Origin of the sequence: Bradyrhizobium sp. Ash2021 (assembly GCF_031202265.1) — a bacterium.
Classification (GTDB): domain Bacteria; phylum Pseudomonadota; class Alphaproteobacteria; order Rhizobiales; family Xanthobacteraceae; genus Bradyrhizobium.
Genome location: NZ_CP100604.1, coordinates 1780782 through 1803428, shown reverse-complemented (window position 1 = coordinate 1803428; position 22647 = coordinate 1780782). Strand labels below are relative to the sequence as shown.

21 protein-coding genes and 3 pseudogenes are annotated in these 22647 nt (G+C 58.9%); 1 reads left to right on the top strand and 23 read right to left on the bottom strand.

Features of this window, described 5'->3' with window-relative positions; genetic code table 11:
* Window positions 1-73: 73 nt before the first annotated feature.
* From NL528_RS08605 to NL528_RS08550, 12 genes are all read right to left on the bottom strand, one after another.
* The gene (locus NL528_RS08605) at window positions 74-508 is read right to left on the bottom strand and encodes a hypothetical protein (protein ID WP_309182276.1); all 435 of its coding nucleotides are present in this window, start codon (window positions 506-508) and stop codon (window positions 74-76) included.
* Between the two features lie 190 nt (window positions 509-698).
* The gene (locus NL528_RS08600; protein ID WP_309182275.1) at window positions 699-1652 is read right to left on the bottom strand and encodes a hypothetical protein; all 954 of its coding nucleotides are present in this window, start codon (window positions 1650-1652) and stop codon (window positions 699-701) included.
* A gap of 571 nt (window positions 1653-2223) precedes the next feature.
* Entirely contained in the window at window positions 2224-3183 is a 960-nt protein-coding gene (locus NL528_RS08595) for a LysR family transcriptional regulator (RefSeq protein ID WP_309182274.1), read from the bottom strand.
* Between the two features lie 87 nt (window positions 3184-3270).
* The gene (locus tag NL528_RS08590) at window positions 3271-3474 is read right to left on the bottom strand and encodes a hypothetical protein (protein ID WP_309182273.1); all 204 of its coding nucleotides are present in this window, start codon (window positions 3472-3474) and stop codon (window positions 3271-3273) included.
* An 88-nt stretch (window positions 3475-3562) separates the two neighbouring features.
* A complete protein-coding gene (locus tag NL528_RS08585) occupies window positions 3563-4447 on the bottom strand; it encodes a pirin family protein (protein ID WP_309182272.1) in 885 nt (294 codons plus the stop codon).
* Window positions 4448-4489: 42 nt separating this feature from the next.
* Complete coding sequence (locus tag NL528_RS08580) at window positions 4490-4888, bottom strand: DoxX family protein (RefSeq protein WP_309182271.1); 399 nt, start codon at window positions 4886-4888, stop codon at window positions 4490-4492.
* Window positions 4889-5175: 287 nt separating this feature from the next.
* On the bottom strand, window positions 5176-5880 hold the full coding sequence (locus NL528_RS08575; protein WP_309182270.1) for an integrase core domain-containing protein: 705 nt from the start codon (window positions 5878-5880) through the stop codon (window positions 5176-5178).
* 632 nt (window positions 5881-6512) lie between these two features.
* Window positions 6513-8192 (bottom strand): MFS transporter, encoded by a 1680-nt coding sequence (locus NL528_RS08570; protein ID WP_309182269.1) that lies wholly within the window; start codon window positions 8190-8192, stop codon window positions 6513-6515.
* A gap of 64 nt (window positions 8193-8256) precedes the next feature.
* The gene (locus NL528_RS08565; RefSeq protein WP_309182268.1) at window positions 8257-9273 is read right to left on the bottom strand and encodes an integrase core domain-containing protein; all 1017 of its coding nucleotides are present in this window, start codon (window positions 9271-9273) and stop codon (window positions 8257-8259) included.
* Window positions 9274-9404: 131 nt separating this feature from the next.
* Window positions 9405-10454, bottom strand: coding sequence for an LLM class flavin-dependent oxidoreductase (locus NL528_RS08560; RefSeq protein WP_309182267.1), 1050 nt, complete (start codon window positions 10452-10454; stop codon window positions 9405-9407).
* A gap of 9 nt (window positions 10455-10463) precedes the next feature.
* Window positions 10464-10856: a DoxX family protein gene (locus NL528_RS08555; protein WP_309182266.1), complete on the bottom strand. Its 393-nt coding sequence runs from the start codon at window positions 10854-10856 to the stop codon at window positions 10464-10466.
* Between the two features lie 42 nt (window positions 10857-10898).
* Window positions 10899-11510, bottom strand: coding sequence for an FMN-dependent NADH-azoreductase (locus NL528_RS08550; RefSeq protein ID WP_309182265.1), 612 nt, complete (start codon window positions 11508-11510; stop codon window positions 10899-10901).
* A 141-nt stretch (window positions 11511-11651) separates the two neighbouring features.
* Between NL528_RS08550 and NL528_RS08545 the strand changes: the two are divergent.
* Window positions 11652-11834 (top strand): annotated as a pseudogene (locus tag NL528_RS08545) (LysR family transcriptional regulator); the annotation flags it as partial.
* Window positions 11835-12124: 290 nt separating this feature from the next.
* Here the strand turns inward: NL528_RS08545 and NL528_RS08540 are convergent.
* The 11 genes and pseudogenes from NL528_RS08540 to NL528_RS08490 form a co-directional block, all read right to left on the bottom strand.
* Complete coding sequence (locus NL528_RS08540; RefSeq protein WP_309182264.1) at window positions 12125-12289, bottom strand: hypothetical protein; 165 nt, start codon at window positions 12287-12289, stop codon at window positions 12125-12127.
* A 77-nt stretch (window positions 12290-12366) separates the two neighbouring features.
* A complete protein-coding gene (locus NL528_RS08535; protein WP_309182263.1) occupies window positions 12367-13389 on the bottom strand; it encodes an HlyD family secretion protein in 1023 nt (340 codons plus the stop codon).
* 140 nt (window positions 13390-13529) lie between these two features.
* Window positions 13530-15137 carry an MFS transporter gene (locus tag NL528_RS08530; RefSeq protein ID WP_309182262.1) on the bottom strand — a complete coding sequence of 536 codons (1608 nt, stop codon included), beginning with the start codon at window positions 15135-15137 and terminating at the stop codon, window positions 13530-13532.
* A 9-nt stretch (window positions 15138-15146) separates the two neighbouring features.
* Complete coding sequence (locus tag NL528_RS08525; RefSeq protein WP_309182261.1) at window positions 15147-15575, bottom strand: DoxX family protein; 429 nt, start codon at window positions 15573-15575, stop codon at window positions 15147-15149.
* Window positions 15576-15852: 277 nt separating this feature from the next.
* On the bottom strand, window positions 15853-16845 hold the full coding sequence (gene cydB / locus NL528_RS08520) for a cytochrome d ubiquinol oxidase subunit II (RefSeq protein ID WP_309182260.1): 993 nt from the start codon (window positions 16843-16845) through the stop codon (window positions 15853-15855).
* Window positions 16846-16850: 5 nt separating this feature from the next.
* Entirely contained in the window at window positions 16851-18245 is a 1395-nt protein-coding gene (locus NL528_RS08515) for a cytochrome ubiquinol oxidase subunit I (RefSeq protein WP_309182259.1), read from the bottom strand.
* Window positions 18242-18463: a hypothetical protein gene (locus NL528_RS08510; RefSeq protein ID WP_309182258.1), complete on the bottom strand. Its 222-nt coding sequence runs from the start codon at window positions 18461-18463 to the stop codon at window positions 18242-18244. Before NL528_RS08510 ends, NL528_RS08515 begins: the two co-directional genes overlap by 4 nt.
* A 15-nt stretch (window positions 18464-18478) precedes the next feature.
* Window positions 18479-20365, bottom strand: coding sequence for an amidohydrolase (locus NL528_RS08505; RefSeq protein WP_309182257.1), 1887 nt, complete (start codon window positions 20363-20365; stop codon window positions 18479-18481).
* Window positions 20362-20623 (bottom strand): annotated as a pseudogene (locus tag NL528_RS46965) (DUF1427 family protein). The gene NL528_RS08505 and the pseudogene NL528_RS46965 overlap by 4 nt, the downstream one beginning before the upstream one ends.
* A 71-nt stretch (window positions 20624-20694) precedes the next feature.
* Window positions 20695-21378: pseudogene (locus NL528_RS08495) on the bottom strand (hydrolase); the annotation flags it as partial.
* Between the two features lie 53 nt (window positions 21379-21431).
* Window positions 21432-22217, bottom strand: coding sequence for an enoyl-CoA hydratase/isomerase family protein (locus NL528_RS08490; protein ID WP_309182256.1), 786 nt, complete (start codon window positions 22215-22217; stop codon window positions 21432-21434).
* Window positions 22218-22647 lie beyond the last annotated feature (430 nt).

Sequence of the window (22647 nt, the reverse complement as noted above, 5' to 3'; positions counted from 1 at the left end):
CCTCTTTCTTTGCTTGGGATGCGCGCCGATTAGCATTCGACCGCCTATGCTTTCGGAGCTGCGCGCCCCAATTCTATGTTCCTTTTCGATAAGGATTCTCCAATCCACCCACGCCAGGAACAAGAGACCAGCGGAACAATGTCAGCCGACCTGATCTGGTCTGTGCAGAAAGGTTCGCCCGTGGTTGCAAATACCACGTGATACGCTTGTTAAATGGCGCCCGAGCGTCCTGCGGTTTTACTCTCATGTCACTTTCAACCGCTCCCAGAATAAATTTCGCACGTCCAGTCATAAAATGCTCATTAAGCTCTCCGAAGATTTCATCTGGGAGAATGCAGGACAAGAACCACTCGCTTGTCAGCCCCAGATCTGAGACCGCGTTGTTATGACCGATGTGAGCGCCCCATTCCGTCCGCCCTTTCCTGCTGGATGCGGCTTCTGCCGAAAACAAAAATTTACGAGAGTTGCCGCTGCCTTCAGGAAGAAGGGCGACTCTGTCGTCGTGCAAAGTCGCCGATCCGAGAAGAACGGTCCGGCTCCCACTGACGCTCTCCGCTGGATCGAAACGTCTTTCGCTACGATGAATGCAAGCATCAAAATACAACCATCTTGCAATTCGCACCAATGAGTCGCCCCGAAGTCGGGGTCCGGCTCTGCTGCCGCTTTGGCAAGAGCGTTTCCCGTTTGAACGATTGCGACTAGCCAGCAAGATCGGAGATCGGAACCCACTCGTCGTTCTTGCCACCGAACCGTTCCTTCCATCGCCGCTGAAGCTCTGCACGATCTAACGTCCAGCCTGTCGCCTCGAGATAACGGAGTCGAACCAGCCCGGAGATCGCATTTCCGGAATCAAGCGGCTCGCCCCCGGAAGCGAGCGTGTCGAACGCTTCGATTTCGGCAGTCGACAATCCCGCGCACGGGTGTTTCACAAAGCAAGACCGGAGACCGAGGCGAATTGCGCGCGGGATCGACCGCAAGAAAGCGGTGCTGCCGCCTTCTTCCGAATCGTCCCTTTTGGACCTCCGCAGTTCTTCGGCGGCGGCCTTGTACTTCTCCCAGTCGATAACGGAATCAGCGAAGAAACAGTCGCTCCCCTCGGCCATAGCGCAGAAGACCTCGTCTTCGACACGGTCAACGTCCTCGATCAACGAGGCAAGCAGCGCCCCAAGCTCGTGGGCAGACCATTGCGAGACTGGTTTTCGAACAAGTGCGCGCAACTGTTCCTTCGTGATAGAAAGTTCGGACTGAAGGCCGCGATGACGTTCTTGCGAGCTCTTCTTCAGAAGCTCACGGGCGGTCCGTTGAGATATCGTTGCGTATATTAGGTCGCAGTCCACGAAGTAGTCTTCCGACCCCGCATATTCATGCAGAGCAAGACCGAGCGGCAATTTCAGCATCGAGCTCACGAGATCATCGAAAAACGACACGTAGTCAGCCGCCATCAGTTTGTAGGCCTCGCCGTAACCGCCTGTCGCATCATCCAGGAGAGACTCGATCTCGTCCGCATCCAGCCGCTCCCCGGAAGGTAGAATTTCTTCCTCTGCCGCGAGGCGCTCGATTTCGATCTGCCGGAAAATATCGATTTGATGCGACCAATCCCCATCGCCCCGATTGGAATAGGTCAACTCGATGATAAGCCTGTTTTCCGCCATCGCCCGTGTTCCCGTCGACTGAACTTCCGGGACCGTCGCTCGTGTTCTGAAGAACCACAATCCCGACCGCTGCTAAAACGGTGGAAACTCGGGGAACGTCGCGCGTCCATCTCTCGTCAGCACTTTGGGAGTCGCGCACTCTTGCCCCATCGCCCTCGCTGGCGGAAATCTCTGAGACAATGGGGCCGCGAGCGAACCTTTTTGGCTCGCAAGTCTAACGGAGAGATGGCATGATGGGCTTGCCGCGGTGCTCCACCGTGGTGCTCCACCGCCAAAATCCGGCGGTTCGGGAAACGCCTGATTTTGAAGGACTTTTTCGCTGCCGAAAATCGGTGGCGGAGAGGGAGGGATTCTCTGCCAGGGTCCCAAGGACCTCGAAAAGTGCAGGAAAAACAGCGTTTCCGGACAACCGCGGCGGGTTGTGTGTACCGCCAGTATGTACCGGGGCCGGCAGCTCAGTTCAAGCGAATTCGCGCGAATGGTAAACGCTTCCCCAACGTCGTTCGCGCCAGAAGCGGGCGCTCGATTTCGGTCATTACGAGGCGGCGGGTCGTTCAAAGCTGAAGTCCAGTTAGGTTCTCCCAGACCGTCTCACCTTCCTGGTGCTGGCCTGCGGTTTCGGCACTTTGCCCGTGTCGACCGGAATTTGCTTCAGCCGATCGACAAACCATCGGCCGGCGGGACCTGGCGGCGACTTGGTCTGCCACACCACCGACATCGTGAGAATCAAACCATCCGGCGGCACGTCCTCGATGGGCAGCACGGAAAGGCGCCCCTCTTCCAGATCCTTGCGCACGACATGCAAGGGCATGCCGCCCCAGCCGAGACCGTTGAGCAAGAAATGATGCTTGGCGAAGAGGTCGGCAAGCCGCCAGGTCGAGGACGACATCACGCCGAATTCGCGCCCCAGAGACAGTTCCGACCTATCGGTGAGCACGATCTGAGTATGTTTTCCGAGAGCTTCCTTGGAAATTTTGCCGCGATGGGAAGCCAGTGCATGATCGCGGGCCGCCACCATCAGAAACGCGATGCCCGGCAGCCGCTCATAGGTCAGCGTATCCGGGATCGCCGGGAGTGATCCGATCACGCCGATGCTGCAACGGCCATCAAGCACGGGCGTGATGGCACCGCCGAGGGCCTCGACATAGATGCGCAGCGGCACCGCCGGGTATTTCTGCCGAAACTCCTTGGCCACTTGGGTAATCGCGTCGATCGGATAGAAGACGTCGATCACCACGGACAATTCCGGCTCAAGACCCGCGGACATGCCCTTGGCCCGGGCCTTCAGCAGATCGACCCCTGTGATGATGCTGCGCGCATCGCCCAGCATGGCCAGTCCGGCCGGGGTGAGTTTGGGATAACGGCCGGAGCGGTCGAACAACTGCACGCCGATCTGTTCCTCGAGCTTGCCGATCGTCTCGCTCACAACAGACTGTGCGCGCAACAACTTGCGGGAGGCAGCAGAAAAGCTTCCTTCGTCGACCGCGGCGATGAACGTTCGCAATTGGTCGAGAGAGACAGCGTCGAGCATGGGACCACCCTATCGGCCAAACCGATACTTGGCCGCATGATATACCGCCTGACGGCAGTCATATCAATCATGGAGGTCCTGCTCTGCTCAAAGCGCCCACTGATCTTCCTGGTCGCTCAGATCGCCGCCATTCAGGCGCCGGGCGATCTCTTCGCTCATCACGGCATCGGTTGCGGTCGCGATCACGATGCCGTGCGCGGTGACGATCTCGCGGCCCCTTGCCTCAAGCGGGAAGTGTTCCGGTCGGAGCGGCGAGCTTTTGTCGGACCCGACCCGGGACTGCGGCGCCACGGTGATATGTCGAAATAACCGAACTTCACACGATCCGAACATTGGCTTTCTCCATCTTAAGTGATCAACCAGATTATCTCTCCACCGCTCAACGCCTGGCGCGTACCGGAGCATCCTGCAAGACACCCTGGTTATGCAGCCGGCGGCCGATAGCGGCGATATTGCTCTCGCCGACGCGCAAGGCTTCTGCGTTGGTATGCACGGAGTAGTATCCGGCCACGAGATCGTAGGGGTGCTTGACCGCGGCGCCGAGGATGAAGCCGGCATCGGAGCGCGCTTCAAACGTGATCGCTTGATCGCTTTCCTCAAACACGGCGACTTCGCCCGCCGATACCTGCTCCGGCGTCGCCACGATCCCCTGATGCGATGCGATCCAGGCGACGTCGTGCCCCTTGGGCGGCTGGAAGGTCCAGCGTTCTCCGGCCTTGAGGCGTACGTCGAGATACGTGATGCCTTGAGGCGAGGCGACAATGCTTTTCACACCGTCATATTCGCCTGCGATAACCCTGGCGGGACCGACAAAATGGAAGTCGAAAACGCCAAGGTATTGGCTTTGCGGTTCGGCAAGTTCGAGCTCGGGCGGCATCGCGACCCAGAGCTGAAAGCCCTTGATCCGCTCGGTGCCGAACATTTCGCCGCTATGCCAAACGCCACTGCTGGCGCGCATCCATTCAACACCGCCGGTCTCGATGACGCCTTCGCGGCCGGTGGTCTCCTTGTAGGAGGCCTGTCCGGCCAGAATGACGGTCAGCGTCGCAATTCCCGAATGGGGATGAAAGCCGAATTTAGGTGCGGTCGCCGGATCGGCGTCGAAGTAGTCAAGAAACACGAACGGCTTGATCAGCTCACCAACGTCGCCCGGACTGACCAGCCGGGTAACGCGCCCATGCGAGTGTCCACGCGTACGCAGAGCAATCTGCCGGGACGTCTTCTCAGCGCGATTCTGACGCGTGAACACTGCATCGGTCTTCATTTTCATTCTCCAGAAGATTTGGTTGTCTCTAGGCTTCAAAGCTCAACCCTTGACCCGGTGAAGCAAGGCAACGAGTTCGTCGCGGCGCAGATAGACAACCAGCGCGTTGAGGACTCCCAGGACGATCGCCGGGACCGGACTGGTGTGCAGGACGAGCACGTGGGTTGCCACGGCGCCGATCATGGTGCCGCCGAGCCATAGGGCGCCGAGCGAAGCCAGGCCGGGAATTAGCAGCGCGACGGCGCCGACCACTTCCACGACGCCGGTCACGACACGAAACCACTGACCGAGTCCGATTTGCGCGAACAAGTCGACCATGAAGGGAACGCCGGCCAGTTTGGCAACGCCGGCCGCAAGGAAAGCCACCGCGATGATGCCCTGCAACGTCCAGGTGCCGATACGACGGGAAGGACGGGCTGATTGGATAGAAACTGCGCTCATATTGGTCTCCATTGGGTGTGAGGTTGAAAGGTGAGGAGAACCTAAGAGGCGGACTGTCCTGGCAACACTCGATTTATTTAGATAATATCCATCGGTTTATCCGATATATCGCCGGGTCGCGCGCGATCGATGTCCGGCGTCGGTAAATTCCTGCGGGATGGCGATGGCGGCAATCCCCGGAATCTCCTCCAGTGCGAGCGCGCGCGGCATCGAGAACGGGACTTCACCTTGGCTCGTATACGCATATCTGGTGATCAACTAAGAGCACCGCTGTGCGTACCGAGAACTCAAACACGGGTGTAGTGGTGATGAAGTCCGCCGAGGACGGGGCGTGAACTGATGATGCCGGTTCGCTGAACCGGGCGAGAAATCGGCGGATCCTTGTTCAAGGATCGATGCGTTCGGACGCTATTGTAATAGTTGGCGTAGGATTTTACGATCCGGCGCAACTGCATCTCGCCCAGGACAATGATGTGGTCCGCACATTCACGCCGGATCGATCCGATCAGCCGTTCGACAAAGCCGTTCTGCCAAGGGGAGCCTGGTGCGGTGGGCTTGTCCCGGATGCCCATGGCACGCAGTCGGCGTGTGACGATGCGGCCATAGATCCGATCCCGATCGCGGATCAGGTAGCGCGGAGTCTCCTCCCAAGGAAATGCTTCCGTTATTTGACGTGCAATCCATTCTGCCGTTGGCGTTGCTGTGACGTTGATCCAGACGAGCTTTCTGCGGTCCAGCCGAACGATGACGAAGGCATAGAGCAGGTCGAAACCGATTGTTGGAACGACGAACAGGTCCATGGCGGCGATGTCTGGCGCGTGGTTATGCAGGAAGGTCCGCCATCCCTGGCTGGGCGGTCCTCGCCGCTTGACCATGTACTTGGCAACGCTCGATTGCCCGACCTCGAACCCGAGCTTGAGCAGTTCGCCGTGGATGCGTGGCGCTCCCCAAAGCGAATTATCGATGCTCATTTGCCGGATCAGTGCGCGCAATTCAGTATCGATCCGCGGTCGTCCTCCCCGTGGGCACGACTTCCAACGCCAATAGCAGTGAAAGCCGGCCCTATGCCACCGAACGAGCGTCTCGGGGCGGATGATGGTTAGAACCTGAAGGATCGACGGAAACCAGCGGTAAAGCAGGACAAAGAACCAGCGATCATTGTTCGTAAGCCGGACGCGACCATGGAGCCTGCGCCGCAAAACGATCAACTGATGCCGAAGCACCGCGTTCTCAGCCTCAAGCCGTACCTTTTGACTTGAATGGAGTCGCCAAGATGGCCAGGACGAAGCACAGAAGCCCGATCATTCCACCAGCTTAGGTGATTCCGTCACGTCATCAACTCGGATAAGGTTTTCGGTACACACAGGCGTTTGTGGCGTCGGCGCCCGGGCGCTGGAAGCCGATTGGGGGTCAAATGGCGCGCCGATTTACAGCCTTGCGGCCGGCATGGCTCATTTGGACAACGATCGGCATGCTGGAATATTTCCTCGCGACTTCGATGACGCGGCCGAGCGCCGTTTCGTTACGGTCCGAATAAAGCCCGAGATCGCCGGGCGAGACCCTGCCCTGGCGATTCGATTTTCCAGGGTTAGATTTCCGATGGATAGCGGCTCGAATAAACGGCTCATTGTTCGCTCCTAAAACCGGGTTGACGTTCTGGTAATGGAGAGGGTGTGACCGATCCGTGCTCGACAGCGATCAAATGAGTCACCTTCGGTACGTAATCCCTATGAAAGCGATGGACCTCGTCCTGTAATACGCGGTCAGCGTTGGTAACTCGCTCATGCTGCCGCATATGCTCCGTCCAGGAGTCCACCAAAAACGTCTCGACGAAACGTCCCTCTACCGCCGCGTCTTCGAACACGCCCCATTCGAATGCGCCGTCTCTACGCCGCTCACGCTCCAACTTTGCGATGGCACGCAGGAAAGCTTCGCGATCAATCGGCATAACGTCGTATTCCACGGTCACCATCACAGGTCCGCGATCGGGCTCTATGGATTGCGACAATACGGGGGTCGGCCAGTGCATGGATGGCGTAAGGTCGACGCCCGCGGCTGTCTGAAGCTTCCAGCGCCACAACAGCGGAATCGCGAGAATGCCGGCAGTAGCGGCAATGAAATGGGTCATGGGCAGACCAGCGATATGGGCCAACCAGCCCCAAATGATGCTACCGAGAGTAAAACCGCCGAACTGGAACGTGACGAATATCGCAAGGCCCCGACCACGCACCCACTCCGGCAACGAAATCTGGGCGGACACGTTGATCATCGCGAGAACCGCGATCCACGACAGGCCTGCAATGAGGCACGCGGTCAGCGCTATTGCCGGCTGCCGAGCGACCCCAAACAGGACTAGCGCAACGGTGGTGCCGATCGCTCCCCCCACTGCTAGAAGATCCGCGCCGAGCCAAGTCTTCAGCAGAGGCAGAACGAAGGCGCCGCCGACCGCCCCGACGCCGATTGCACCAAGCAAAATGCCGTAAAGCTGTGGTCCTCCAGCGAGTTGGTCGCGCGCGACAAGCGGCAGGAGCGCCCAATAGGCAGATGCAAAGGGAAAGAAGCCAACGGAGCGGACTATGGTCGCGCGCAGGTGTGGGTTGTAACGCGCATGACGAAGGCCGGCCCGCATCGCTCCGCCGAAGCGTTCGGGCGGTAGATCACGCGCCTTGTCGCTGGACCGCCACCAGAGCAGGGCTGCAATGACGCCGATGTTGCTAACTGCGTTCAGCCAAAAGGGCGCGACCAGCCCCCACGCGGCGATCGCAAGCCCCGCAAGAGCGGGACCGATCGCGCGACTGATATTGAACCCAATGCTGTTAAGCGCGACCGCTTGCGCTAATTCTCGCAGTGGCACCAATTGCGGAACGATCGATTGCCAAGCAGGCGTCGCAAGAATCGCCGTAGTACTGACAAGGAAGGTAAATCCGAGCAAGATCGCCGGGGTAACCCATTCGAGCCAGATCATGTATCCCAGAATCGCAATCAAGGCCGTCGCCAACATCTGTACGACGAGCAGCAACTTGCGGCGATCGACAATATCGGCCAACGTCCCGGCCGGGAGCGCGAAAATCATCATCGGGAGCGATGAGGCAACCTGGACCAGGGCCACCACTGCCGGATTCGGATCGAGGCTGGTCATCAGCCAGCCCGCGGCTGCATTCTGCATCCATGTCCCGATATTGGAGGCGACGGTCGAGGTCCAAAGGACGGAGAACGCCGCATATCGGAACGGACTCAGCAAAGACCCTCGATTCGACGGCGCGGACGAGGTTTCAATTTGCTTCTCATGCTGGGCATCAGACATGGCGACTTTCCGAAGGTCGTGCGAAATATTAGTGGCGATACTTCGGTTGTGTGTACCGAAAAGCTTAAACGCGGACGTAGTGGTGGTGAAGTCCACCGAGGATCGGACGTGCCGCGATGATTCCGGTTCGCTGAACAGGACGTGAGATTGGCGCATCCTTGTTGAGCGACCGATGCGTTCTGACGTCGTTATGGTAGCTTGCGTAAGATCGCAAAATTCGACGCAAATGCGACTCGCCCCAGACGATGATATGATCGAGACACTCGCGGCGGATCGATCCGATCAGCCGCTCGGCATAGCCATTCTGCCAGGGTGAGGCTGGCGCAGTGGGTCTGTCCCGGATGCCCATGGCCCGTAGACGGCGTGTGACAACAGCACCGTAAATGTGGTCCCGATCGCGGATCATGTAGCGCGGAGCCTCATTCCACGGGAATGCTTCCGTGATCTGACGCGCAACCCATTCCGCTGTTGGATTTGTTGTGGTGTTGATCCAGACAAGGTCTCTGCGCTCCAGCCGAACGATGACGAAGCCATAGAGCAGTCTGAAGCCCATGGTCGGGACAACGAACAGATCCATCGCGGCGATGTCGGGCGCGTGATTACGCAGAAAGGTGGACCATCCCTGGCTTGGTGGCCCGCGCCGCTTGACCATGTACTTGGCGACGCTCGACTGCGCGACCTCAAATCCCAGCTTCAGCAGTTCGCCATGGATGCGCGGAGCGCCCCAAAGCGGGTTCTCAATGCTCATCGACCGGATCAGCATCCGCAACTTTGCCTCGATTTGAGGCCGCCCTCCCAGCGAGCGCGACTTCCACCGCCAGTAGTGGCGAAAGCCCGCCCGATGCCAACGCAAGAGCGTCTCGGGACGGATGATCGTGAGAACCTGCAGGATCGAAGGAAACCAGCAATACATCCGGATCAAGAACCAGCGATCGCTGCTCGTCAGCCGGACCCGGCCCCCCAGTTTACGCCTCAAAACAATCAACTGATGTCGAAGTACCGCATTCTCCGCCTCAAGCCGGCCCTTCGACTTGAACGGCAAGACCAAAATGGCCATTACGAAATGTAGAAGCCCGAGCATCTCGCCAGCCTACGCGATTCCGTCACCTCATCAACTCAGATAAGGTTTCGGTACACACCGCCGGGCGCTGCAGCGCGCCATCCCGGATCACCACTTCGATACCGCTGCGATGCCAGACGCCGTCGATGAGCTCACCCATGGGATTCACTCCTGCGCTCGGTATTGACCAGCGGAGCCACCCCGGTCCCGATCAGTTCGATGGAACGCTGCATCGCGTCGGTCTCCAGCATTGCCGAACTCATTTGGAACGTGACGCGGGAAACATCGCCTAGCGCCTTGCTTGCCGCGAGAATCTTTTCGGCGACGGTCTCCGGGTCGCCGATCAGGAACGCGCCTTCAGGCGAGCACATGGCTTCGAACTGACCACGGGTCGCGGGTGGCCAACCGCGCTCCCGCCCAAGCTCGGTGAACCAATGCGCCCAACCTGGAAAGAAGGCGTCCTTCGCCGCTCGCACGGTGCCTCCGACAAACCCGACGGCATGTACGCCAACTTTGAGCGCATCGGACGAGTGGCCGGCTTTGTGGCCGGCTTGTCTGTAGAGGTCGACGAGGGGACGGAAACGCTCGAAGCTTCCCCCGATGATGGCGATCATCAGGGGCAGACCGAGCGCGCCCGCCCGCATGAACGATTGCGGCGTACCGCCGACACCAAGCCAGATCGGCAATTTCTCTTGCTGCGGTCGAGGAAAAACGCCCTGGCCGCTGAGCGGTGCGCGGAAACGGCCGCGCCATGTCACATGAGTCTCCTCGCGCAACCTAAGCAGCAGGTCGAGCTTCTCCGCAAACAGCGCGTCATAATCGTTCATCGAGAAACCGAAGAGCGGATAAGCTTCGACGGACGATCCTCGCCCAACGACGATTTCGGCACGCCCTTTGGAGATAAGGTCGAGGGTCGCAAAGTCCTGGAACACGCGTACCGGATCGTCCGCGCTTAATACTGTAACGGCACTCGTCAAGCGGATGCGCTTTGTGCGAGCGGCCGCGGCAGCTAGGATTACCGCCGGCGCCGAATCGAGGAATTCCTTTCGGTGATGTTCGCCGATACCGAATACATCGAGTCCGACCTGATCCGCCGTCTCGATCTCGGCCAGCAGATCTTCCATCCGCCGCTCGGGCGGCATTGTTCTGCCGGTCAGCGGGTCAGCTATGGTTGCGACAAAGCTGTCGATGCCGATTTCCATCGCGCTGCGTCAGCCTTTCGCGTGTCGGGCGTCGATGCTGAAAGATCCCCCGCCGAACGCCGTGATCTGCAACAAGCCGCCGATCATCGCGATGTTCTTGAGGAAATGGATCATTTGGTTCTGATCCGCGAAGTTGTTGTGGAAGAACAATGCCGTGGCCAGGGTAAACGCCGCGACTGCCAAGCTGACGATGCGGGCTTGATAGCCGACGAGCAGCAGGACACCGCCGCCCACTTCGACAACAATCGCGATCACGCAGCCGAGCAATGGTGCGGGAAGACCCACGGACGCGATATAGCCCTGTGTCACGGTAGGGGCCGCGATCTTGCTTAGCCCACTGAGAATAAATACGGCTGCGATCAGCAACCGGCCGATGGCGGAAAAGGCTGTCGTTTGGGTCACGTCTGTAGGTCTCCGTTGCTCCAGCGATATTTCATTGATGTCTTATGCAGCGAGCGTTTCGATCTGCGCTTTTGCCTGCGCGACCGAGGCGGCTTTCGCTTCTTCGCCTAGATTGAGGCCCTCAGCGCGAATGATCGTGACGTCCGTAAGGCCGATAAAGCCGAGAACGCCGAGCAAGTAGCTCTCCTGATGCTCGAGAACGGCGGCCGGGCTTTCGCCGGTATAGATGCCGCCCCGCGTGGACGCGACGAAGACCTTCTTTCCCTTTAGCAGGCCCTCGGGCCCGTTTGCGCCGTACTGAAACGTGCGGCCGGCGACGCACACTCGGTCGATCCAGCCTTTCAGTTGGGAGGGGACGGAAAAGTTGTACATGGGAGAGCCGATCACGATGATATCGGCGGCGAAAAGATCGTCGACGTACGCGCCTCCAACTGCCAAGTCCTGGCCGAGGGCCGGATTGCTGACCTCACCACCTTGAAACACTGCCAGATGCGCATCCGAGAGGTGCAGGCTCGCGTCGACTACCAGGTCGCGACGGATAATGCGTGCGTCAGGGTGAAGCGCCTGTTGCTTCGCCACGATGGCGGCAGTGAGAGCGCGGCTGACCGAATAACCGCCGAGAATGCTGGAATCTATGTGAAGGATTGTCGACATGAGAAAATTCTCCAAGTTGTGCGGCGTGTGAAAGCCCTTTGAGGCGCAGGCATGCCTGGCTAACTGACACGATTGCCTAATCGGTAAAACTGGGTATATTCCGATGCAATCCATCGCCGTGACCGATGGAAGGTGGCTTCTATGCTCGATGGGGTATCGCTCGATCAACTACGAATCTTCATTGCGGCCACCGATGAACGCAGCTTTTCTGCCGCGGGGCGGCGGCTGCGGCGGGCTCAATCTGTCATTAGCGAAACGGTGAGCGGACTGGAGACGCAGCTCGGAGTCACCCTGTTCGATCGCTCAGGTCGGTATCCTCGGCTTGACGACAAACATCTCCGCAACAGCGCGAAGCGGTCGAAAGACTCGGCAAACTCCTTGTCCTGATGGGGGACCAATGCGGCTCATTTGCGTTGTCGAAAAACTCGACCGGCTTGCACCATTGGTGCAGACGGCCGTGATGTTCGCCGCATCACCAGCGCCGGTCGGGATATTCTTGACCAACGCGCCCGCCGTGGGGCCAGGACAGCGTAGCCGGCGATTTGGTCTAAAATGCTGTGGCTAGGTATAGGTAGTCAATTCACCTGGGCGGAACGCCGCGTGGCCGTATGGTCTCAACTGGTCTGTGGGTTCGTGGAGCCGCACTTTTCGTGATGATCGATGGAGTTTGTCGATTTGCGCGATATGCCGAGCGCCTTCACGTTGTTGATGAACTCCGCCGGGCTCTGGGTCTGCACACCATTCGCGACTCCGGCCTGGTGATCAACGAAGAGCACCATCGCTTCGCTTGCAGTGAGTCGGCCGTATGTTCATGTAGTCCTGTCTACTCATGGTAGCACTGTGAAATAGCACTCTGTTAGTCAAGAACTCTCGCCCAGCGGGGCGGCTCAGCCGTGTAAATCTTCGCCTCCACCGACATGCCGGGAGATATCCAGCGGAGCGCTTCCCCCGGATCGTCAAAGGTGATTTTAACCGGTACGCGCTGAACGACCTTGACGAAATTCCCGGTCGCGTTCTCGGGTGGGAGCAGTGCAAACTGCGATCCCGTGCCGCGCTGAAGGCTGTCGACGCGTCCCTCGAGTCGAAGGCCGGGGAAGGCGTCAACCCGGATCGTTGCGCGCTGGCCCGGACGAACGTCGGCCAGCTGCGTTTCCTTGAAATTCGCGGTGATATAGAGCGTATCCGGAACGATTGAGAACAACGTCTGCCCAGGCTGCACGTAGTTGCCCGCTTCCACCGTCTTGTTCGCAACACTGCCACCCTCCGTGGCACGGATTTGGGTGTAGGACAGGCTGAGCCGAGCCTGCGCCAAAGCTGCCTGCTGGCGTTCGATTGTGGCCTTTGCCTGAACCAGCTGGGTCTGAAGCACAGCCTGATGGGCGCGTGCGGCATCGAGCGCCGCGAGGTCGTGTTGCCAGGTGGCCCGGCGTTGGCCTACGTCCGATTCCGCCTGCTGCAGGCGTTCGACCGTTCCGGAGCCCGTCGTCGCGAGCGACTTGTAGCGGTCCAGCTGCTGCTGCGCGAAATCGAGCACGGCCTGGTCACCGTCGACAGCCGATTGGCTTTCCGCGACGATGGCTTGCTGCTCCTTGATCTGTGCTTCGATATTCGACGCATTTGCCTCGGCGCTCTTCAAGTCCGCATTGGCCATATCCACGGCAACCGCGAAGTCCCTTTGATCTAGTTCGATAAGCAAATCATCGTGGGCGACTTTCGAATTGTCGTTGACGTGCAATCTGGAAACATAGGCGGCAACCTTGGGCACGATCGAAACCACATGCGCGTTCACGTACGCGTCGTTAGTGCTGACCTGCCAGAAGCCTGGCACATAGAAGTAAAGTCCGACAGCGGCGACCAGGAAGAGAATGGCACCGGTCACGAGTGATCTCCGGCTCGGCCGGATGCCATGCGATGACGGCGCTTTGCCGGCTGTTGCGGGCGGTACTGGTGGGCTGGATGTTTCCCTGAGGACGGTCTGATCGCTCATAGCGGTTTATCTCTACTCTTGAATTGAGAGTCTCATTTCTTCGTCGCCCCAGGCGTCGGCGGTATGATCGGCACCAAACAGAGCGTGATGAAGCCGATCAGGGCCATGAACAGAAAGGCGTCCGCATAGGCCAATGTCGCGGCCTCGCGGCCACCGACCTCGGCAAGCAATTTGGTCGCGACATCATGGCTCTTCAGAGCCGAATAGCCGCCGCGCGCGGCGACCATGTTCGACGCCGTCGTCATCCAGTGCTGCACGACCTGGCTCGATGCTCGCAAATGATCGAACAGGCGCGCGGAATGCAGGGTTTCGCGCCGTTCGACCAGAATCGTGATCACGGCGACGCCAAGGGCGGCGCCGAATTGGCGGAACGTCATATAGAGCGAAACACCGTCGAGAAGCTTTTGCTGTTCAATCCGGGCAACGGTCCCGCTGCCGACGGACGGCAGCAGCGATGAAAGGCACAAGGCATAGAGAACCAGCGGCAGATAGAAATAATTGGCCGGCGTGTCCGTGGTCAGGAATCGATTGATCAGCAGCATCGACGCGATCAAGCAAACCAGCGCGCCGCAAATCGTCTTGCGCTGACCGTAGCGCGCCACGACGCCGACGACCAAAGGACGGACCGCTGCTGCCGTCAAAGCATAGACTGCCATGACCTGGCCGGTTTCCGTCGCGCTCAGCGGGTGCGAGGCGACGTTGCGCAGGAACTCGGGAAGCATATAGAGGCTGCCGGAGAGGATCATGCCGGTGAAAATGCCGATCAGGGCGGACGACAGCACATAGCGATCGAACAGGAGCTCAAGGCCAAGCAGTGGCGCGGGGTTGCGCGGGCTGGTCTGCCAGATCGCAAACAGGATCAAGGCGGTCGCGCCTAACCAGGCGAGCATGCGGATCCGCGGCGATCCAAACCAGTCGTCGATCTGGCCGCGGCTGAGGATGATTTGCAGCGAGACCAGCGTCACGACGATCAGGATGATGCCCAGCCAGTCGGTCGGCCGTTCCGAGCTTGTCACGGGCAGATCTGGAAAATAGCGCAGCAGCAGCCAAATGGCGACGGCCGCGTAGGCTAGGTTTGGAACACAGATTAGCCGCCAGCTCACATGATCGGTGATATAGCCGCTGAACAGCATCCCGAAGGCACTGGACAGATAAAGCATGGTGGAGACGCGCATCAGCGATTCGCTGCGCATCGGCTTCGGCAAAAGCATGTAGACGGTGCCACGCCACCAGACAACCAGGCCCGCCCCCGCCAACCCCTGGAAGGCACGCGCAACCAGCATGGTCTCGAAGCTGTCTGCCGTCGCACTGACGACCGAAGACGCGGCAAACAGCACGACTGAGCCGATCAAATAGCTCTTGTGGCCAATGTAGCCGGCGAGCCAGACGCAGACCGGCACGCCCAGGAACAGCGCTGAGCTGTAGACGGTGAGACTCCAGCTCGCTTCGTCGCCCGAGACGCCGAAGCTGCCGGTGATATCGGTCAGACAAAGGTTGATGCTGTCGGCAGTGTAGAATTCCATGCCGGTCGTAAAGCCCAGCCCCAGCAAAAGCATGTTGAGGTGCCGCGGGGAAAAGGCCGGCATCGCCGGGGTTTGGGGCGAGGCCTCAATTGCTGTTGATGGGGTCAGCTCGGTCATCGCACAACGTCATCCCTGCAAATCGTACCAGGCCACTAAAATGAATGCGCCAACAAGGCCAAGATGCTCGAAGAACGAATTCTCGGTCGCATATCGTTTCGGCAGTGGCGCATCCCAGAAGCGGTTCGCCACAAGCGTCGCGGCCAAGGTGAAGGCTCCGAGCATCAGCGCGCCTGCCCAACGGAAGAGGCCGCTCAGCACCAGCAGCGATGCTCCAATCTCCATCGCGATCACCATGATGGCAAGCGGGGTCAGCGGCCTCAAGCCGAATTGCTTCATTTCGTCGAGCGCAGCGCGGAAGTCGAGGCCCTTGGTGAAACCACCTTGCAGATAGGCGCTACACAGGCAGAGCAAGGCTATCCAGTGCAGCGCAGGCGTGCAGAACAAGGGCGCCAGCTTGGCGACGATCGCTGCGTTGAGCGTATAGAGCCAGCTCATCCCAACCTCGCTAAAGGCTATTCGCGAGCAAAAATGATCTCCTATTGCAGCAGCAGATCGACTTTCGAGTCATGCCCTTCGTCAATCAGCCGATCAGAACGATGAGCGTCATTTCGTACCTTCCGTTTGACGCCGCGCCCAATTGGTCAGGCGGTGGCGGTGTTTCACCGTGAAGCGATTTGAAGAATTGATCGAATTGATATGGATACACCCGAAAAGATAGCGATCGATGCCAGATAGAGACCCACGAACCAAAACAAATCTTTTCGCCACCCGCTCATGATTCCCAGCCCTCCTCGGGAGTCTTCCCGCGGAACACGTGATATGCGAATGCCGAATACGCCAGTACGATTGGCGTGACGACGACCGCTCCCGCCAGCATGAATACGTGACTCAGCGTCGCCGAAGCGGCCTCCCACAGCGATAGCTGGAAGGGCACGATGTATGGGAAAATCACAATTGCGAGTCCCGCGACGCCGCAAGCGAACAGGATCAAGCCCTGCAGGAACGGGCGAATTGCGGGCTCTCGTCCGACCGAGCGAAGGAGGACCGCCACCACCACGAAAAACACACTGGTGATCATCCCAAGAACAACTGGATACGCGGCCCAAGCTGCTTGAACCCGGGGCTGCACCAGGATCCCGGCGATACAGGTGACGACGGCAAGCCCGGCAAATATCGGCGTACCGACCGACAGGCTGCTTTCAGCAAAGTGCTGCAATTTGGCGCTTGCTTTTAAATGAAGCCAACCCGCTCCCAACACCACGTAACCTGAAAGCACCGCGACGGCGGTGAGCGCACAAAACGGGCGGAACACATCGAAGACGCTTCCCGAGAAATGTTCGCCGGTGACGGCGACACCTTGTATCAACGCGCCGACGATCAAGCCCTGGAAGAGCGCGGCCAATATAGAGCCGATGCCGAACGCGACATCCCAGATCCGGCGCCCACGGTCGACCTGATAGCGGAACTCGAATGACACGCCGCGAAGTCCCAAACTCAACAACATCGCGATGAGGGGAATATAGAAGGCGGGCAGCAAGATGCCGTAAGCGATCGGGAAACCCGCCAGAAGGCCGACACCCGCCATAATCAACCAGGTTTCGTTGCCGTCCCAGGTCGGCGTGATCGAATCGACCATGCGATCACGCAGTGCCTCGTCGGGTTGGAAGAGTAGCAACGCACCGACACCGAGATCGAATCCGTCTAGTAGCACGTACAGCGTCATGGCGAAGGCAATGAAAAGCGCTGAAAGGAGAGGTAAGTCCATAGCAGCTACTCCGCCGGCACGATGTTAATAACCGCGGGACTCAGTGCCGGCTTCAGCGAGCCGGTCGGTTCTGCATATTCAGGTGCATGCTTCGGACCGCGTCGGATGAACCGCACCGTGAAAACGAGAAATGCGGCCATGAACAGCGTGTAGATGCAGACAAATGCAATCAATGTCGAAAGCAGGACGTTCGCAGGCACCGGCGAGACCGCGTCTGCCGTTCTCAGAATACCCCAGATGACCCAGGGTTGCCGACCGGTTTCGGCAACGTACCAGCCGCCCAAGGTTGCGAAGATGCCTGATGGCGTCATCGCTACCAGCGCCCCCAGGAACCATCGGGTGGTGTAGAGCCGTCCCAAATAGCGCAGCCACAGAGAGGCAACGGCGATCCCGAACATGAGAATGGCCGTCCCATACATGACTCGGAAGCCATAGAAAACCAGACCCATGGAGGGCTGCCGCTCGACCGGCGTGTTGGAGAGACCGTCGACCTCCCCGTTCAGGCTATGAGTAAGCCAGATACTTCCCAGGTACGGTATGCCCAGCGCAAATCGGTTGCGCTGCTTCTCCTGGTCTGGAACGATAATCCAATAATACGGAGCGGGAGACTCCGACTTTTTCTCCCAAAATCCTTCAGCTGCCTGCATCTTCGAAGGCTGCAGCTCCAGCATTTTCCCGTAAAGAATGTCGCCGAGAAAGACCTGACAGGCGATCAAAACAGTCGCGAAGGCGGTTCCCAAGGAAACAGTGCGTCGCCCAAAATCAAGATGTTCGCCGCGGAGGAGATACCAGGCGCCTATACCCGCAACCAGGAACGATCCGGTGATATAGGCCGCCGCCAGCATATGCGGCAGACGGTACAGCCACGAAGGGTTGACGATAACGCGGAGCCAATCGGTAACCACCACCCTTCCGTTCTCGACGCTGACCCCATCGGGTGACTGTATCCAGCTATTCGCCGACAAGATCCATGATGCCGACAGCAAGGTGCCCAGGGCGACCATGCATGTCGCGAAGAAGTGCAGCCTCGGGCCGACGCGGTTGAGGCCGAATAGCATGATGCCCAAAAAACCGGCCTCGAGAAAAAACGAAGTTAGAACTTCCAAGGCTATCATGGGGCCGATGGCTGGACCCGCCATCTGGCCGAATTTGGCAAAGCCCAGACCGAATTCGAACGACAACACGATCCCCGTCACGACGCCGACGCCAAAGCTCATGGCAAAAATGCCGAGCCAGAACCGGTAGATCTGCAGATAGAGCGGATCTTTGGTCTTGAGCCATAGCCCCTCGACAATAGCCAGGAATGCCGCAAGCCCGATCGACATCGTCGGAAAAATGATGTGGAAGCTCACGGTGAACGCGAATTGAACACGCGCCAAAAGTTCGGAATCGATCGTCATCGTCCTGCATCCGGAAGTTGCTTCGAGTTGAAAATCCAAATAGCCACAGCGATGAATGCCGCCAACGAGGCTAGGGACACGGACAGGCCGAATACGCCGATGATCCCGAAGAAGAACCCGACGCCCGCGAGAGCGACGACACAATTCTTGATCAAACCCGTGTAACCCATCGTTTCCTTCCGTTGCTCCTCAGCGAAGCGCTCGTCGGCAAGCTCCAAGGTCTACCAACGCTGTCATACGGCCCAGCAGGCGCAGCCCAGCGCGCCCCAGAAGCTCTTCAGGTCGGAGATCGGCAGACGTTTAGACCATGCTCGCGCGTGATCGTGACCGTGAATATCGCAGAGGTTTCCGCACCCGCATGCCTGCATGGTACGTGCGCTTACGGCTTGCGCCTTACCATCATCGGCTCCGACCCAGTTTCCGTAGCCGCCAAAGTTGCGCACAGGCGACCAATCTGGCATGGCTGGCGGCGGCGCCGATGTATCGAGCGATTTGAAGATTCCAGCTCCATAGACTATCCGCCCGCCGACGATCGTCAGTTCGCTCGTCGTGTCGGCGATCGCGCTCTCCGCGCACGAGAAGAAATCCCGATCCGGAATGATCAGATCGGCGAACTGTCCGACTTCGATACGTCCCTTCTTTCCTTCTTCTTTGGAAAACCAAGTGACGTTCTCCGTCCACATCCGCAAAGCCGTGTCGCGGTCCAGACAATTGCGCCGCGGATAGATCCCGAGGCCGCCGACGGTTCTACCGGTGACGAGCCAAGCCAGACAGACCCAAGGATTGTAGGAAGCCACGCGCGTGGCGTCGGTGCCGGCCGAGATCTTCACGCCCCTGTCGATGATCTTCTTGATTGGTGGAGTCGCCTCCGCGGCTCCGAAGCCATAACGCTCGACGAAATATTCGCCCTGATACGCCATGCGGTGTTGAACGGCGATACCACCGCCAAGCGCCGCGATTCGATCTATGGATTGGTCCGAGATCGTCTCTGCGTGGTCGAAAAACCAGTGTAGCCCGCTCAGCGGTGTATCCTGATTGACCTTCTCGAAGACGTCGAGCGCTCGCGAGATCGTCTCGTCGTACGTCGCGTGCAGCCGCCAAGGCCATTGATTCTGGACGAGGATGCGGACGACTTCCTCGAGTTCACGCTCCATCTCCGCAGGCATGTCAGGGCGCGCCACGCGAAAATCCTCAAAGTCGGCTGCCGAGAACACCAGCATCTCGCCGGCTCCGTTATGGCGAAAGTAGTCGGTGCCCTGCTTATAGCGCGATGTGCTGGTCCAATTCAGGAAGTCGGTCTTCTCGCCCTTCGGCTTTTGGGTGAATAAATTGTAGGCGAGGCGGATCGTCAACTGACCTTCGTCGCTGAGCTTCTGGATGACCGCGTAGTCCTCGGGATAGATTTGGGAGCCGCCACCAGCGTCGATCGCCCCCGTTACGCCGAGCCGGTTCAATTCGCGCATGAAATGTCGGGTCGAATTGATCTGATACTCGAAGGGGAGCTTCGGTCCCTTGGCGAGCGCGGTATAGAGGATATTTGCGTTGGGCTTGGCCAGCAAAAGACCGGTCGGATTGCCGTTCGCGTCGCGCGCTATCTCCCCGCCTGGCGGCTCCGGCGTATCCTTTGTGTACCCGACTGCGCGAAGAGCGGCGCCGTTCAACATGGCACGATCGTAAAGATGCAGGATGAAGACCGGCGTGTCGGGCGCGGCTGCGTTCAATTCTTCGATTGTGGGCAGACGTTTCTCGACGAACTGATGTTCGGTGAACCCACCGACCACTCGGACCCACTGCGGAGGTGGGGTGATCGCTACCTGCTTCTTCAGCATAGCCATCGCGTCGGCCAACGACCACACTCCGTCCCACCGCAGCTCCATATTGAAATTCAGGCCGCCGCGGATGATGTGCAGATGGTTGTCGATCAGGCCCGGCAGAACCCGGCGGCCTTTAAGGTCGATGACCCTGGCGCCGGTGCCGGCAAAAGCGAAGACTTCGCGGTCGGAGCCGACAGCGACGAACTTGCCGTCCTTGATCGCCACCGCGCTGGCCGAGGGATTAGAACGGTTCAGCGTTTCGATAAGTCCGTTATGTAACACCAGGTCTGACGGCTCGGCAGTCATGAGAGCTTCCTTTCGTTCGCGTCGGCGACGGTAACGCGCCTTGCCCCGTACCGCCCCGAAAGTACGCCGAAGAGGTGATTGATGGTCTGGATTACTGCGCGGCGCTGCGAGACCACCTTCCCGAAAGCAGCTGCCGTCCGATCGGAATCACCGGCTCGCCCGCCAAGATGCCCAACAATCCGACTAGAGCGACCACCGGCGGAGCCGGTGAGCGGACCGCAAAAGGCTACAGATGATTCCGACCAGAACACTTTTCATGACATGCGCTTCGGTGCCGCCATGGAACGAGAGCGGAGCTGCGGATCGGCCGATGAATCGAAGCTTTCATTCGCCGGGTTTGGTCCGATACGCTGGCCATGCTTGACGCGCTCTGGCGCCTTGTGCACGTGCGTATAGGCATAGTCCACGCCCATGCCGTATGCTCCTGAATGCTCCCTCACGATGCCCATCACCGCATCGTAGGTCTCTCGGCGCGCCCAATCGCGCTGCCACTCGAGAAGTACCTGCTGCCACGTCATCGGTACCATGCCGGCTTGAACCATCCGATCCATCGCGAACTTTTGCGCGTCTGCCGACGTGGCGCCTGACGCGTCCGCGACTATGTACATTTCGTAATCAGTGTCATGCAGGCAACTAAGGGCAAAGGTGTCAACGCAGACCTCCGTCCAGAGGCCCGCGACGACGATCTTCTTGCGGCCCTCCGCTGCATGCTTGTCCAACGCATCGCGGACGTTTTGATCGTCCCAGGAATTCATAGAACTTCGTTCGAGGATCTGGTTCTCGGGAAACACCGCAAGCAATTCGGGATAGGTGTTGCCGGAGAAGGCGTCGGATTCGACCGTCGTAATGGTCGTAGGGACCGCAAAGACTTTCGCAGCCTTAGCCAGACCGACGACATTGTTCTTCAGCGTCTGTCGATCGATGGATTGCACGCCAAATGCCATCTGCGGCTGTTGGTCGATGAAAATGACCTGACAGTTTTTGGGGGTCAGAAGTTCGAGATATTTCGACATCGTGTTCTCCTTCGGGATCTTGAAGCCAATGAATTGAACTTTCGGCGAGAATTTCATCCACCTGCGCCGGAGGGCTTTGCAGCCTGCCTGCGCGCTACATCGGCGGCGGTTATCCCTTCAAGCATCAGTCCGTAGCCGGTCCCTTCGTCGATAAGCCGTCGGAGCCTCTGTGTGAGAGCGATGCGAGTATAGCTGCTTGTGAGCGGCGGCATCTTCGCAATACCTTCGGCTATCTCGCGCGCGCGAGCAAGCAAGCCGGTTGCCGGCACGATCTCGTTGACCACGCCCCACTCTTTCGCGGTCTTGGCGTCGAGCTTCTGTCCAGTCAGAAGGAAGTAGCGGCCCCGGATCGAGCCAATCACTTCTGGCCAGAGAAGGTGCAAGCCGTCACCCGGGGTGATGCCGAACTCCGGATGAGGAAAGTCCTGAAATACGGTTTCAGGTGTCGCAATTACGATGTCGGTGAGCAGGGCATATTCACTGTGAAGCAGGACTGGCCCGTTGATGGCTGTGATCATTGGGACCTCGATGTCCAGTATATTCATGAGGACCTTTTTGCCCTCGCGATAGATCTTGTCGTAGCCGATGGGGGTGAAGAAATCGAAGCCGTCTTGCGTAATTGAATCCATGAACGCGCCGCCAGTTCCCGTCAGGATCACGACCCGGTTTTCTCTGTCCTCTCCGATCGTATGGAACAGGCCGACAAACTGTTCGTGCGTGAAACCGTTGAAGACGAGCTTGTCCCCGTTCGTATGCAGTACGACCTCCAGTACGCCGGTGCGCGAACGCGTGAGGCGCGCGTTCGGGAAAGAGTTGCGGTAATCTTCGAAGCGTGACATTTGAGTTCTCCAGTATGGTTCGAACCAACTCCGTTGTAGTGGTGTACCGGCCGGAAGCGTTCGCCAAATGCAGCGAACCTCGAAAGAACTATCGACCGGTGTGACGCGACTTGATATGCGTTTTTTGCTCTGGTCTTCAGAGCGACGCACTGTCAAGGTGGATCGGAATTTCGTCCACCGCGCGCGTCGGCTGTTTTCCTCGAGGCAGTTCGATGAGCCTTCGCGACGGGGACGTCATAGGGTCCGGATTGAATTTCCTTGTGGCTTGGAAGCCCAATTCGAGTTCTGCAAGTGTTGCAACTCGGAACTCATTCGGATGCCAAGTCCAGGATGTTCGTGCGCGCCGTGAATGACTTGGAGTGGCTGGTGAAGGTCGTGACCTGCTATGGCTGGCAGAACCGCCTTAATATTCGCGCCACTCTGGTGCCTG

Coding starts and splice junctions, on each gene's coding strand:
- NL528_RS08570 (WP_309182269.1), bottom strand. CDS start 8,192: ATGTCTGATGCCCAGCATGAGAAGCAAATTGAAACCTCGTCCGCGCCG.
- NL528_RS08580 (WP_309182271.1), bottom strand. CDS start 4,888: ATGAGCGCAGTTTCTATCCAATCAGCCCGTCCTTCCCGTCGTATCGGC.
- NL528_RS08490 (WP_309182256.1), bottom strand. CDS start 22,217: ATGTCACGCTTCGAAGATTACCGCAACTCTTTCCCGAACGCGCGCCTC.
- NL528_RS08530 (WP_309182262.1), bottom strand. CDS start 15,137: ATGACCGAGCTGACCCCATCAACAGCAATTGAGGCCTCGCCCCAAACC.
- NL528_RS08600 (WP_309182275.1), bottom strand. CDS start 1,652: ATGGCGGAAAACAGGCTTATCATCGAGTTGACCTATTCCAATCGGGGC.
- NL528_RS08550 (WP_309182265.1), bottom strand. CDS start 11,510: ATGTCGACAATCCTTCACATAGATTCCAGCATTCTCGGCGGTTATTCG.
- NL528_RS08560 (WP_309182267.1), bottom strand. CDS start 10,454: ATGGAAATCGGCATCGACAGCTTTGTCGCAACCATAGCTGACCCGCTG.
- NL528_RS08540 (WP_309182264.1), bottom strand. CDS start 12,289: ATGGTGCTCTTCGTTGATCACCAGGCCGGAGTCGCGAATGGTGTGCAG.
- NL528_RS08585 (WP_309182272.1), bottom strand. CDS start 4,447: ATGAAGACCGATGCAGTGTTCACGCGTCAGAATCGCGCTGAGAAGACG.
- NL528_RS08505 (WP_309182257.1), bottom strand. CDS start 20,365: ATGACTGCCGAGCCGTCAGACCTGGTGTTACATAACGGACTTATCGAA.
- NL528_RS08565 (WP_309182268.1), bottom strand. CDS start 9,273: ATGCTCGGGCTTCTACATTTCGTAATGGCCATTTTGGTCTTGCCGTTC.
- cydB (WP_309182260.1), bottom strand. CDS start 16,845: ATGGACTTACCTCTCCTTTCAGCGCTTTTCATTGCCTTCGCCATGACG.
- NL528_RS08515 (WP_309182259.1), bottom strand. CDS start 18,245: ATGACGATCGATTCCGAACTTTTGGCGCGTGTTCAATTCGCGTTCACC.
- NL528_RS08525 (WP_309182261.1), bottom strand. CDS start 15,575: ATGAGCTGGCTCTATACGCTCAACGCAGCGATCGTCGCCAAGCTGGCG.
- NL528_RS08595 (WP_309182274.1), bottom strand. CDS start 3,183: ATGCTCGACGCTGTCTCTCTCGACCAATTGCGAACGTTCATCGCCGCG.